Annotated in this window: 13 protein-coding genes and 1 pseudogene; 8 read left to right on the forward strand and 6 right to left on the reverse strand. The window is 69.3% G+C overall.

The features are described from left to right. Positions 1 to 14 precede the first annotated feature (14 nt). Positions 15 to 275 (forward strand): WhiB family transcriptional regulator, encoded by a 261-nt coding sequence (locus QM806_RS05315; RefSeq protein WP_065491753.1) that lies wholly within the window; start codon positions 15 to 17, stop codon positions 273 to 275. A gap of 30 nt (positions 276 to 305) precedes the next feature. Here QM806_RS05315 and QM806_RS05320 read toward each other — a convergent pair whose 3' ends face one another. From QM806_RS05320 to QM806_RS05330, 3 genes are read right to left on the reverse strand one after another with little or no spacing between them, the layout of a single operon-like run. Beyond that, entirely contained in the window at positions 306 to 2354 is a 2049-nt protein-coding gene (locus QM806_RS05320; RefSeq protein ID WP_283290644.1) for a S9 family peptidase, read from the reverse strand. A gap of 48 nt (positions 2355 to 2402) precedes the next feature. Then, positions 2403 to 3410, reverse strand: a complete 1008-nt coding sequence (locus tag QM806_RS05325; protein WP_120660644.1) for an iron-siderophore ABC transporter substrate-binding protein — start codon at positions 3408 to 3410, stop codon at positions 2403 to 2405. 57 nt (positions 3411 to 3467) lie between these two features. Next, positions 3468 to 4094: a GNAT family N-acetyltransferase gene (locus QM806_RS05330; RefSeq protein ID WP_043791586.1), complete on the reverse strand. Its 627-nt coding sequence runs from the start codon at positions 4092 to 4094 to the stop codon at positions 3468 to 3470. A gap of 193 nt (positions 4095 to 4287) precedes the next feature. On the opposite strand from QM806_RS05330, the pseudogene QM806_RS05335 reads away from it, so the two are divergent. After that, a pseudogene (locus QM806_RS05335) lies at positions 4288 to 4404 on the forward strand (formate dehydrogenase accessory sulfurtransferase FdhD); the annotation flags it as partial. Between the two features lie 10 nt (positions 4405 to 4414). Here the strand turns inward: QM806_RS05335 and QM806_RS05340 are convergent. Both QM806_RS05340 and QM806_RS05345 read right to left on the reverse strand, forming a co-directional pair. Continuing rightward, positions 4415 to 5056 (reverse strand): 3-oxoacid CoA-transferase subunit B, encoded by a 642-nt coding sequence (locus QM806_RS05340; RefSeq protein WP_005570063.1) that lies wholly within the window; start codon positions 5054 to 5056, stop codon positions 4415 to 4417. Continuing rightward, entirely contained in the window at positions 5053 to 5802 is a 750-nt protein-coding gene (locus QM806_RS05345) for a CoA transferase subunit A (protein WP_005248111.1), read from the reverse strand. Before QM806_RS05345 ends, QM806_RS05340 begins: the two co-directional genes overlap by 4 nt. A gap of 152 nt (positions 5803 to 5954) precedes the next feature. On the opposite strand from QM806_RS05345, the gene pcaH reads away from it, so the two are divergent. The 6 genes from pcaH to QM806_RS05375 are packed head-to-tail and all read left to right on the forward strand — an operon-like array spanning position 5955 to position 11946. Beyond that, the gene (gene pcaH, locus QM806_RS05350; protein WP_007299447.1) at positions 5955 to 6683 is read left to right on the forward strand and encodes a protocatechuate 3,4-dioxygenase subunit beta; all 729 of its coding nucleotides are present in this window, start codon (positions 5955 to 5957) and stop codon (positions 6681 to 6683) included. Continuing rightward, positions 6683 to 7324, forward strand: coding sequence for a protocatechuate 3,4-dioxygenase subunit alpha (gene pcaG / locus QM806_RS05355; protein ID WP_005261317.1), 642 nt, complete (start codon positions 6683 to 6685; stop codon positions 7322 to 7324). The genes pcaH and pcaG overlap by 1 nt, the downstream gene beginning before the upstream one ends. Positions 7325 to 7352: 28 nt before the next feature. Next, a complete protein-coding gene (pcaB, locus tag QM806_RS05360) occupies positions 7353 to 8705 on the forward strand; it encodes a 3-carboxy-cis,cis-muconate cycloisomerase (RefSeq protein ID WP_120660642.1) in 1353 nt (450 codons plus the stop codon). After that, positions 8702 to 9904: a bifunctional 3-oxoadipate enol-lactonase/4-carboxymuconolactone decarboxylase PcaDC gene (gene pcaDC / locus QM806_RS05365; protein WP_005261319.1), complete on the forward strand. Its 1203-nt coding sequence runs from the start codon at positions 8702 to 8704 to the stop codon at positions 9902 to 9904. The genes pcaB and pcaDC overlap by 4 nt, the downstream gene beginning before the upstream one ends. Further along, positions 9901 to 10698 carry an IclR family transcriptional regulator gene (locus tag QM806_RS05370; RefSeq protein WP_005261320.1) on the forward strand — a complete coding sequence of 266 codons (798 nt, stop codon included), beginning with the start codon at positions 9901 to 9903 and terminating at the stop codon, positions 10696 to 10698. The genes pcaDC and QM806_RS05370 overlap by 4 nt, the downstream gene beginning before the upstream one ends. A 36-nt stretch (positions 10699 to 10734) precedes the next feature. Then, positions 10735 to 11946, forward strand: a complete 1212-nt coding sequence (locus QM806_RS05375) for an acetyl-CoA C-acetyltransferase (RefSeq protein ID WP_061045322.1) — start codon at positions 10735 to 10737, stop codon at positions 11944 to 11946. Between the two features lie 109 nt (positions 11947 to 12055). Here QM806_RS05375 and QM806_RS05380 read toward each other — a convergent pair whose 3' ends face one another. After that, a complete protein-coding gene (locus tag QM806_RS05380; protein ID WP_054247726.1) occupies positions 12056 to 12547 on the reverse strand; it encodes a metallophosphoesterase family protein in 492 nt (163 codons plus the stop codon). Positions 12548 to 12582 lie beyond the last annotated feature (35 nt).

A 12582-nucleotide genomic window follows, 5' to 3' on the forward strand; every position in this document is an offset into this window, starting at 1 on the left:
GGGGAGATTTCCCGATGACCGACGTCCTGGACACGACCCTGTCCACCCTGCTGCCTGCCTCCGACGACCCCGCGGGCTGGGTCGCCGCCGCCTGCCGCGCCGACCCCGAGCCGGACCGGTGGTTCCCGTTCCCGACAGAGGATTTCGCGTACGCCCGCGACGTCTGTCATCACTGCCCACTGCGGATGCGCTGTGAGCTGTTCGCCAGGGCCACCGGTCAGACCGGCGTGTGGGGTGGCAAGGAATTCGATCGGGGCCGCGAGAAGCGGACGTGAATCCGCCTGGGCGCGGCCCCGGCCCGCCGGCTACCGGCCCAGGATCTCGGGCAGCGCGACGTCCTCACCCCGCACGTGCTCGGAGAGGAACGACAGCACCACCTGGTACCAGACCTTCGCGTTCTGCGGGGTGAGGATCCAGTGGTTCTCGTCCGGGAAGTAGAGGAAGCGGTGTTCGGTGCGACCGTCGTCGTCCGCGGGCAACCCCGACTCGGACAGCAGCTCGAACCACAGCCGCAACCCCTCGCCGATCGGTACGCGAAAGTCCTTGTCGCCGTGAATGACCAGCATCGGAGTGACGATGTCCGCGACGTACAGGTGAGGCGAATTCTCCACCGCCATCTCGGGCGTCATCTCCCGCTGCCAGTACCAGGCGGCGTCGGTGGTGGGGCCGAACTGGTCCAGCGCCCAGAGGCTGGCATGGGTGACGATCGCCTTGAACCGGTCGGTGTGTCCGGCGATCCAGTTGGCCATGTAACCGCCGAACGATCCGCCCATCGCCGCGGTGCGCTTCTCGTCGATCTCCGGCAGGGCCACCGCGGCGTCGGTGATTGCCATGAGATCGGTGAACGGGGCCTTGCCCCACTTACCCCAGCCCCGCTCGACGAACTCCTGCCCGTAGCCGGTGGACAACGCCGGATCCGGGAGCAGCACGGCGTATCCCCGCGCGACCAGGAGCCACGGGTTCCATCGCCACGACCAGGTGTTCCACGAACCCAGGGGGCCGCCGTGCACCCACAGCGCGAGAGGCACCGGCGCGTGGGCGGAGGCGCCGGTCGGCACCGCGAGCCAGGCGCGCAGCGCCGCGCCGTCGGCGGCGACCGTCTCGACCTCGGTCAGCGTGCCCGGCAGTTCGGGGAGGTCGGCGGGCGCCTTCAGCAGCGACACGGCACCGGTGGTGATGTCGATGCGCACCGGGTGCGGCGGCGCCGCGTACGACGCCCGCAGCGCGAACACCGTCGACCCGTCGGGGGCCACCTGCAGGTCGGTGTACGCGCAGTCGTCGGTCGTCACCCGAGTGGGGTCCGCGCCGTCACGGAGCAGGAAGATCGGTGCGCGCCCACGGTCGTCGGCGGTGACGAGGAGCCCAGAACCGTCGGACAGCCAGACCACGGACGTGGCCCACCGATCCCACCCCGGCGCCACCTCGGTGACGGTGCCGCTGTCGAAGCTGTAGCGGTGCAGCGTGAATCGAGGCGCGGAGTCGGGTGTCGCATGCGATTCCCGCGTGAATACGACGTGCCGTCCGTCCGGGGAGATCACCGGGTCCGACAGATCGGCGTCGGCGTCGTCGACGAGGACCGTGCGCGCCCCCGTCTCGGTGTCGACGCGCACCAGGATGTTCCGGATCGACGCGAGCGGACCGGGAACCGTCCACGACGTCACGACGAACGCGCCGTCGTCGCTCAGCGCGTAGTTGGCCTCCCGCAGTGCCGGACCCGGCATCGGGGTGAGGTCGGTCAGCTCCGGCTCCTGCCCGTTCTCCGCGAGCGCGTCCAGTGGGGCGGACAGGAGGTGGGGCACGTCGGGACCGAGATCGTGGTCCCAATAGCGGATCGGGTAGCCCGTGTGCAGGATCGCCGAGACCTTCTTCTCCTTGCGCTCGGTGCGCACCCGCTCGTCGTCGGCGGACTCGCCGGATCTCCCCAGAACCCCGGTGGTCACGACGAAACGCGGCGCGCACCGTGCGGCGCGCACCCCGGTGATGCCGCCGCCTCGGCGCGCGACGACCACCGCCTCGCCGCCCCGCGCGGGCAGTCGCCACAGGTCGTCGGGAAGGTCGTCCTCGTCCTGCGTCGGACGGGAGGACGTGAAGAGGAGATCGCCGTCGCTGGTGAACGTCGGGTTGGACTCCCCGCTGCGGCCACGGGTGAGCCGGCGCGCCGCGAACTCGCCGGTGGGATCGATCTCCCACAGGGCGGTGACGTACTTCGTCGCCTTCTCGCCGAGCGTCGACTGCGCCACGACGAGCCTTCGCCCGTCCGCGGACAGCGCGAGGCTTCCGATGCGGCCGAGCGCGAGGTAGTCGTCGAGGTCGTCGAAAGGAGTTCCGGCGTGGAGTTCAGGAATCGCGGTCACGAGTCGTTGGTATCACGAACCGGGCCCACACCGTCGGACATCCGCGTCTCAGGCGAGCAGGGGCGCGACCCGCGGCGGGATCTCGTTCAATGCGTACGGCAGGCTCAATACGGTGCTCCACGCCATCGCCTCGGCGGCGGCGTCCTCGAGCGTGATCGTGCGTCCGGCCTTCACCACGTCGAGTTCCTGATAGATCGGCGTCTTGTCGAGTTCCGCGCGCAGCTTGTCGCCGTAGCCGCCGCCCGCGTACCAGACGAGGAGGTCGACGTTCGCGAGCGACAGCTGCTCCGTGCTGATCTCGGCGAAGTTGCCGGTGATCTGCTCCGTCACAGGGGGATTCACGAAGCCGAGTTCGGTGAAGAAGCGGACCTTCGGGTCCTCCGGGCCGTACACACCGAACTGCCCCGGACCCTTGAGCGCGCCGACGAGGACGGTCTTTCCCGCGAACGCCGGGTTGGCGGCCCGGACGTCGTCGAATTGCGTCTCGACGGAGGATACGAGCTCGGCCGCCTTGTCCTTCTTGCCGAGCGCGTCGCCGAGGATCCTCGTCTGGTCCTGCCACGGAACACCGTAGTCGGCGAAGTCTGCGGGCTGCGCCACCGTCGGCGCGATGGCGCTCAGCTTGTCGTACTGGGCCTGGGTGAGGCCGGAGTAGGTGCCGACCACCAGGTCCGGGGCGACGGCCGCGACCTTCTCGAAGTCGATGTTGGTGGACGCCGTGCCCACGATCTCGGGCTGCGCGTCACCGAGGAGGTCCTGCGCCCACGGCCACACGCCGTAGGGGTAGTCGCCGTACCAGTCGAACGTGCCGGCCAGCGTGCCGCCGAGCGCGAGGATCGCGTCCTGGTCGTTGTAGCCCACACTGACGATGCGCTGCGGGTCGGTCGGCACCTGGGTTTCGCCGTACTTGTGGGCGATGACGGGGCCCGACGGCTCGCTGCCGGAGCCGTCGCCGTCCGAGCTGCTGCAGGCCGCGGCGAACGCGAGCAGCGCTCCCCCGGTGCCCACGAGGAATCCGCGTCGGCTCAGGCCGATCCTCTGTTGACCCATGTTCATGCGGCGACCCTCTCGTCTACCAAGTACTACGATCCACTTAGGTAAGGCTTGCCGAGCTTAGCCTAAGGGGTCGCGGACGGGTTCCCGCCACATCGCCCACACCGTGGGCCCGCCGTCCGGGATCCGGATCTCGCCGGTGACGTCGAAGCCGAATCGCTGGTAGTAGGAGATGTTGTCTTCCTTGCTGGACTCCAGATACGCCGGGAGCCCCTCGGCGTCACAACGGTCCAGCCGCGACCGCAACAGCGCCTTCCCGTAGCCGCCGCCCCGTCCCGCGCTCGACGTTCCGATCGTCGCTAGATACCAGTGCACGGGATCGACCGGGTGTGCGTCCTCGACGGTTCCGCTCACCGCGGCCCCGACGCCCAGCCGGGAGCCGAACGCGCGGACCAGCCCCGGCAGGCTGCGGAGCGACGACAACGTGGACTGCTTCCAGCCACCGGGCGGATCCCACATGGCGGCCCCACGAACCACGCCGTCGTCGTCCTCGGCCAATTCGGCTCCGCCCCCGGCGAGATGGTGATGGCGGATCTCCACCGCGAACAGTCTCGGCAGGCCGCGCCGCCGGCGGTCGGGATCCGGCCACATCCACACCATCACGGGGTCGTCGAAGAACGCGTCGGCCAGGACGCGCGACAGTTCGGGGATGTCGGATCCGGTCGCAGCACGCACGCTCACACCCATGCCCAGAGGGTACGGGCACACCGCGGCGGCGCGCCGGAACGACTGGCCGTCGTGCCCGGTTCGGGGCCGCTGTGGACTCATGACCCGCCCCTCGTCCACATGCAGTCCGCCCGAATCCGGCGGCAGGTGATGGGGCGCGTCACCGCGCACACGCCCGGTCGTCCGCAGCACCGAGCACGGAACGACACGCAGACCGGTTTCGCTGGCCGTCGACCTGGCACTGGAATCCGGCAGGACGCTCGTCGGCTTCCTCCGCGGGGAGTCGATGAGCGTCTATGCCGGAGCCCAGCGCGTGAAGACCGGGGCCTGAGCGGGCCCTTCTAGACGGTGGCGTCGACGAGGAGCTTCGCGCCGGTGGCCGCCTGGACGTCCTCGACGCTGTGGCCGGGAGCGGTCTCGACGAGCCGCAGGCCATCGGGGGTGACGTCGATGACGGCGAGATCGGTGACGATCTTCTGCACGCAGCGCTTGCCGGTGTACGGCAGCGTGCATTCCTCGAGGATCTTGTGCTCACCCTTCTTGGTGACGTGATCCATCATCACGATGACCTTGCCCGCGCCGTGGACGAGGTCCATCGCGCCGCCCATGCCCTTGACCATGGCGCCCGGGACCATCCAGTTGGACAGGTCGCCGTGGCTGCTGACCTGCATGGCGCCGAGAACGGCCACGTCCACGCTGCCGCCGCGGATCATCGAGAAGGAGTCGGAGGAGGAGAAGAACGCGCCGCCGGGGACCACGGTGATGGTCTCCTTGCCCGCGTTGATCAGTTCGGGATCGACCTCGTCGTCGGTCGGGTACGGCCCGACGCCGAGGATGCCGTTCTCCGAGTGCAGGATGACGTCCTTGCCGGCCGGGATGTGACCGGGGATCAGGGTGGGCATTCCGATGCCGAGGTTCACATACTGCCCATCCTCCAGCTCGGCCGCGACCCGGGCCGCCATCTCGTCACGCGTCCAGCTCATGCCCGCACCGTCCTGTTCTCGATTCCCGTTTCCTGCTTGCCGACCTCGACCACACGCTGGACGAAGATGCCGGGGGTGTGCACCTCGGCGGGGTCGATCTCGCCGGGCTCGACGAGGTACTCGACCTGCGCGATGGTGATGCGACCGGCGCCGGCGGCGTCCGGGTTGAAGTTTCGGGCCGTCTCCCGGTACACGAGGTTGCCGAGGCGGTCACCCTTCCACGCGTGGACCAGCGCGAAGTCGGTTCGGATGGCGCGTTCGAGGACGAAGGCCTCCCCGTCGAACTCGCGGGTCTCCTTGGGCTTGCTCGCCACCGCGATGCCGCCCTGGCCGTCGTAGCGGATCGGCAGACCGCCGTCGGCGACCTGCGTCCCGACACCGGCGGGGGTGTAGAAGGCGGGGATGCCCGCTCCCCCGGCGCGCATGCGCTCGGCAAGCGTGCCCTGCGGAGTGAGCTCGACCTCGAGCTCCCCGCTGAGGTACTGCCGCGCGAATTCCTTGTTGGCGCCGACGTACGAGCTGATCGTGCGCCGGATCCGGTGCTGCTCGAGGAGCAGACCCAGACCGAAACCGTCGGTGCCGCAGTTGTTGCTGACCGTCTCGAGGTCGGTGGCACCTTGTGCGAGGAGGGCGTCGATGAGGACCGAGGGGATACCGACGAGGCCGAAGCCGCCCACCGCGAGGGACGCTCCGTCGGGGACATCGGCAACGGCCTCGGCCGCCGTTGCGAAGACTTTGTTGACCATGTGACCCAGGCTACCGCAAAATGTTCGAGCAGTGAACACCCATCCACATTGCGAACAAATTACGCCCTGCCTGTTGGCCCCATCACAGAACGCGACTACTATGTGCGAATAGCGGCCGACTGTTCACATCGAGAACGTGAGGATCTTTTTCCATGCTGCATCTGCCAGCCCACCACCACGCCGGGCACGAAGCGAATGCCCCGCTGCTGTTCCCCGAGTACAAGACGACTCGGCTGCGCAGCCCCAAGAACGACCTGATCCTGGTCCCGCAGCGACTCGGCGAGATCACCGGTCCGGTCTTCGGCGACGCCGACATCGCCAAGGGCGAGAACGACATGACCCACGCCAACGGCGGCGAGGCCCAGGGACAGCGCATCATCGTCCACGGCCGCGTCCTCGACAGTGCGGGCAAACCCATCCCCGACACCCTCATCGAGGTGTGGCAGGCCAACGCCGGAGGCCGCTACCGCCACAAGATGGACTCCTGGCCGGCCCCGCTCGACCCCCACTTCAACGGTGTCGCCCGCTGCCTGACCGACAAGCACGGCCACTACGAGTTCACGACCATCAAGCCCGGCGCCTACCCGTGGGGCAACCACCACAACGCGTGGCGGCCCGCGCACATCCACTTCTCCCTGTTCGGTCAGGCGTTCACCCAGCGGCTGGTCACGCAGATGTACTTCCCGGACGATCCGTTCTTCTTCCAGGACCCGATCTACAACTCCGTACCCGAAGCCGCCCGCGAGCGGATGATCAGCACGTTCGACTACGACCACACCCGCGACAACTGGGCCGTCGGATTCAAGTTCGACATCGTCCTGCGCGGTCAGGACGCCACCCCGTTCGAGGACACGCCGTTCAACAAGACCGAGGGCCACTGATGATCGACACCCAGAACCCCGACGCCCCCCGCTACCCGGTCTTCGCCAAGAGCCAGGACGAGGTGCCGTTCGGCGTCACCCCGTCCCAGACCGTCGGCCCGTACGTCCACATCGGCCTGTTCCCCACGTGGGAGAACAGCGGCGAGGCCGTCCCCGAGGATGCGCCGGGACGAATCGACGTGTCCTTCAACGTCATCGACGGCGCCGGACAGCCCATCGGCGACGCGATGATCGAAACCTGGCAGGCGGATGCGGCCGGCCGGTTCAACAGCCCGACCGATCCCCGCGGTGCCGCCGAGGCGACCCCCGCCGGATTCCGCAGCCTGGCACGCGTGTTCGCCGACGAGAGCGGCACGATCGTGGTGCACACGGTCAAGCCGGGCGCACTTCCCGCCGAGGACGGCGCCGTCGAGGCTCCGCACATCAACGTCGGACTGTTCGCCCGCGGCATGCTCGAGCGGCTGTACACGCGGCTCTACTTCCCCGAGGACACGGACGCGCACGCATCGGACCCCGTGCTCTCCGCCGTCCCGGAAGCGGATCGCCCCAAGCTGATCGCGGAGAAGACGGATCGCGGATACCACCTGACGATCCACGTGCAGAACACAGAAGGACGGGAAACCCCGTTCTTCGCCCTGTAACCGTTCACAACCCAGAAAGGTGTCGCGCGTGAACTCTCCGGAGCCTTCCCGGGGTGCCCTGTTCGATCCGACGTTCGGTGCCGGCGAGTTGTCGGCACTGCTCTCGGACCGGGCGTGGGTCACCGCGATGGTCGAGGTCGAGGCCGCACTGGCCCGGGCGGAAGCGAAATGCGACGTCATCCCCGCCGCGTCCGCCGACGCCATTTCGTCGGTGTTCGCGCGCGTCGTCGCCGAGGGATCCGTGGATGTGGGCGCCCTCGGCGAGGCGGCCGCAGCGGGGGGTAATCCCGTGATCCCGCTGGTGAAACTGCTCCGCGGCGAGGTCGCTGCCGCCGATCTCGGAGCGCCCGGAAGCCATGTGCACAAGGGCGCCACGAGTCAGGACATTCTCGACACGGCCCTGATGCTGCTCTGCCGCCGGTCGGGGGCGCACATCCTGGCGTCCCTCGACGAGGCGGTGCTGTGCGCCGAGGCGCTCGCACGGGCCCAGCGCGACACCCCGATCGCCGGCCGCACACTCGGCCAGCAGGCCCTCCCCACCACGTTCGGCGTGCTCGCCGCCGGGTGGATGACGGCGTTGCACAGGGCTTCTCGCGCGCTGTTCGACGCACTGGACGGCCTCCCCGTGCAACTGGGAGGTGCGGCCGGCACGTCCGCTGCGCTCTACCCGCACGGCCTCGACGTCGCCGACGTGCTCGCCGACGAACTCGGGCTGGCACGTCAGGACGTGCCCTGGCACACCGATCGCACCCGCATCGCACTGCTCGCGTCGGCGCTCGGAACGGCCGCGGGTGCGGTGTCCAAGATCGCCACCGACATCGTGTTCCTGTCGTCCACCGAGGTCGGTGAGGTCAGCGAAGGGTCACCCGGCGGTTCGTCGGCCATGCCGCACAAGCGCAATCCGGTCGCCGCGATCCCGGCCCGTGCGGCGGCCCGCCGCACCCCGGGACTCGTCGCGACGATCCTCGGCTCGATGGATCACGAGCAGCAGCGCGCCGCGGGTGCCTGGCACGCCGAGTGGGAAACGCTCACGGACCTGCTGCGCCTCACCGGCGGAGCCGTCGCGCGCATCGCCGACTCGCTCGGCGGACTGAACGTCCACCCCGATGCGATGGCCCGCAACCTCGACATCACCGGCGGCCTGCTCCTCGCGGAACGAGTCACCGGCGCCCTGTCCGCCCGCACCGACAACGCGCGCGACCTCGTGACCGCCGCGTGCGAGACCGGAAGCCCTCTCGACGAGGATCCGGGGCTCCTCGAATACCTGCAGGCGGACGAGATCCGCGCCCTGCTCGACCCCGCCGGATACCTCGGCCACGCCCACGACATCGTCGACCGCGCACTGGAGACAGTGGCCCGCGGCCGGGAAGGAACGCGATGACAGTCGCACTCGCACACGAAATCTCCGGACCCCGAAACGGCGCGGCGGACGCCCCCGTCGTGGTCCTGCTCGGATCGCTCGGTTCCAACCGGTCCATGTGGGACCCGCAGATCGCGGCGCTGTCCGACGAATGCCGGGTGGTCGCCGTCGATCAACGCGGCCACGGCGAGTCGCCGGCACCGGACGGCCCGTACTCCGTCCGCGACCTGTCCGAGGACGTTCTCGCCCTGCTCGACTCGCTCGGCGTGGACGCCGCCCACTTCGTCGGACTGTCCATGGGCGGTGCGATCGCCCAGTGGCTCGGCGCGCACACTCCGCGCCGGGTGCTGTCGCTGTCGCTGCTGTGCACCGCCGCGAAATTCGGTGAACCGCAGGCTTGGACCGAGCGGGCAGCGGCATCGCGCACCGACGGTCCGGAGTCGCTCGCGGACGCCGTTGTCGCCCGGTGGTTCAGCGAGGGGCTCGCCAAGCGTGATCCGGAATTCGTCCGGCACTACCGCGAGATGATCGCGTCGACGTCCCCCGAGGGATACGCCGCGTGCTGCGACGCCCTCGCGGACTGGGATTTCACCGCCGACCTGTCCCGCATCAGCGCGCCGACGCTGGTGATCGCGGGTGAGGAGGATCCGTCCACCCCGCCGTCGGTCATGCAGATCCTCGCGGACGGCATCACCGGTGCCCGGTTCGAGGTACTCTCCCCCGCCGCCCACGTCGCGAACCTCGAGCAGGCAGGCGCCGTCACGGCGCTGCTGCGCGAACACATCGCCGGCGGCGGGTACGCGCGCGGACGTCGCGCCGCGCACGCACAGGGAATGACGGTGCGCCGCTCGGTTCTCGGCGACGCGCACGTGGATCGCTCCGTGGCGGGAACCACCGACTTCACGGCACCGTTCCAGGACTTCATCACCCGCACCGCGTGGGGCGACATCTGGTCGCGCCCCGGGCTGGACCACGAATTGCGGCGGCTGCTCACGATCGCCGTCCTCACCGCGGTCGGAAACGAGCACGAACTCGACATGCACATCCGCGCCGCCCTCCGCGCGGGTGTCGACGCCGACACCATCGGCGAGGTGCTCCTGCACACCGCCGTCTACGCCGGAGTACCCAACAGCAATCTCGGGTTCGCGCTCGGCAAACAGGCCCTCGCCGACCTGTCCTCCACCGACACCGGGGCCACGGAGGAGAATTCGCAGACATGACCGCTACCGAACCGACGGAGAAGATCCTCCCGTCCCCCGACTACGTGCAGTCGCTGGCCCGGGGCCTCGCCGTGATCCGCTGCTTCGACAACCGGAATCAGCGGCGCACGCTCAGTGACGTCGCCCGCGCCACCGACCTGACCCGTGCCACCGCACGCCGATTTCTGCTCACCCTCGTCGAGCTCGGCTACGTGGCCACGGACGGTTCCGCGTTCTGGCTCACCCCGCGGGTGCTCGAACTCGGATACAGCTACCTGTCGAGCCTGTCGCTGCCGGAGGTCGCGCAGCCGCACCTCGAGAGGCTGAGCCACAAGGTCCACGAGTCGTCGTCGGTGTCGATCCTCGACGGTGCCGACATCGTCTACGTCGCCCGGGTGCCCGTCAGCCGGATCATGACGGTGGGCATCACCATCGGTACCCGGCTCCCCGCGTACGCCACCTCGATGGGCCGGGTCCTGCTGGCGGGACTGCCCGACGACGAACTCGACGCCTACCTCGAGAAGCTCGACATCCAGCGGCTCACCGAACGCACGATCACGGCCCGCGACGACCTGAAGGCTGCGATTCTCGCGGTCCGCGCGGACGGTATCTGCGTTCTCGACCAGGAACTCGAGGCAGGCCTGCGGTCGATGGCCGCCCCGATCCGCAACGCCTCCGGGCTGACCGTCGCCGCGGTGAACATCTCCACTCCGGCCGCGCGATACAGCCTCGAGGATCTGCATTCCGATCTCATCCCGTCGCTGCGGGTCACCGCAACCGACATCGAACAGGACCTCGCCACCGTCAATCGCTGACGCAGTGCCCGAGGAAACTTCATGAAAGGTCTTTCCATGCGTGACGTCGTCATCTGCGAGCCCCTGCGAACGCCGGTCGGGCGCTTCGGCGGAGTGTTCAAGGACATCACCCCTCAGAGCCTCGCGGCCACCGTCATCACGGCGCTCGTCGAACGCACCGGCATCGAGGGCGGCCAGATCGACGACGTCATCCTGGGCCAGGCGTCCCCGGGCGGGGAGGCTCCGGCCATCGGCCGGATCGCGGCCCTCGACGCCGGACTCGGCATCGACGTCCCCGGCATGCAGGTGGATCGCCGCTGCGGATCCGGTCTGCAAGCCGTCATCACCGCAGTGCTCCAGGTGGCGTCCGGCGGCAACGACCTCGTCCTCGCCGGTGGCGCCGAATCCATGAGCCAGGCCGAGTTCTACACCAACCCGAACATCCGCTGGGGCGTCAAGGGCGAAGGGGTGCAACTCGCGGACCGGCTCGCCCGCGCCCGCGTCACCGCCGGCGGTGCGAACTTCCCCGTGCCCGGCGGCATGATCGAGACCGCCGAGAACCTGCGCGCCGAGTTCGACATCAGCCGTGAGGACCAGGACGCGCTCGCCGTGCAGTCGCACCAGCGTGCCGTCGCCGCACAGGAATCGGGACGCTTCGCCGAGGAGATCGTCGGAGTGACGGTGCCGCAACGCAAGTCGGACCCGCTCGTCGTCGACAAGGACGAGCACCCGCGCGCCGACACCACGGTGGAGTCGCTGTCGAAGCTCCGCGCCATCCGCTCCAAGATCGACTCCGCCTCCACCGTCACCGCAGGCAACGCCAGCGGGCAGAACGACGGTGCCGCCGTGTGCATCGTGACGACCGCCGAGAAGGCGAAGGAACTCGGACTGAAGCCCCTCGCTCGCATGGCGTCCTGGGCCGTGGCCGGCGTCCCGCCGCGCACCATGGGCATCGGCCCGGTGCCCGCCACGGAGAAGGCCCTCGGTCAGCTCGGACTGTCGCTGTCCGACATGGGGGTCATCGAACTGAACGAGGCCTTCGCCGCACAGACCCTCGCCGTCCTCCGCAGCTGGGACCTCGACCCCACCGACGAACGCCTCAACCCCAACGGATCCGGCATCTCCCTCGGACACCCCGTCGGCGCCACCGGCGGCCGCATTCTCGCCACCCTCCTGCGGGAGATGGACCGTCGCGAATCCCGCTACGGGCTCGAGACCATGTGCATCGGCGGCGGCCAGGGACTGGCCGCGGTGTTCGAGCGGGTCTGATCCAGCGCCTCGAATGCACGCATCGGCGGGCAGGCTTCGTGCCTGCCCGCCGATGCCCATTCTGGGCCGAGAATGGACGTCCACGGCTGCCACGGAGCAGTCGGGCTCGTCACAGCCGGTGTAATTCGACGTCGCCGAGTTCACCGTCGCGGACGGTGGCGGTCATGTACGTGCAGTGCGGCTGCCGTCGCCGATCCGTCGGTGATCCCGGGTTCAGCAGTCGCAGTCCGGTTTCCGTGGTGGTGTCCCAGGGAATGTGGCTGTGCCCGAAGATCAGGACGTCGGTGTCCGGGTAGGCGGCCGACATCCGTTTCTCCCTGCCGGCGGAGGCCCCGGTCTCGTGCACGACGGTGATGCGCACCCCGGCCAGGCTCACGTCCGCCCGCTCGGGCATCAGGGCGCGCAGTTCGTCGCCGTCGTTGTTGCCCCAGCACGCCACGAGCCGCGCCGATCGCGCCTGCAAGGCCTCGAAAGTGGGGAGATCGACCCAGTCGCCGGCGTGGATCACCACGTCGGCGCGGTCGACCTCGTCCCACACCCGGGCGGGCAGGTCTCGTGCCCGCTTCGGGACATGGGTGTCGGCCAGCAGCAATAACCTCACGGTCACAGTCTGCGCGAATCCGCACCCTTTCTCTG

Origin of the sequence: Rhodococcus sp. IEGM 1351 (assembly GCF_030056875.1) — a bacterium.
Lineage (GTDB): Bacteria > Actinomycetota > Actinomycetes > Mycobacteriales > Mycobacteriaceae > Rhodococcus_F > Rhodococcus_F opacus.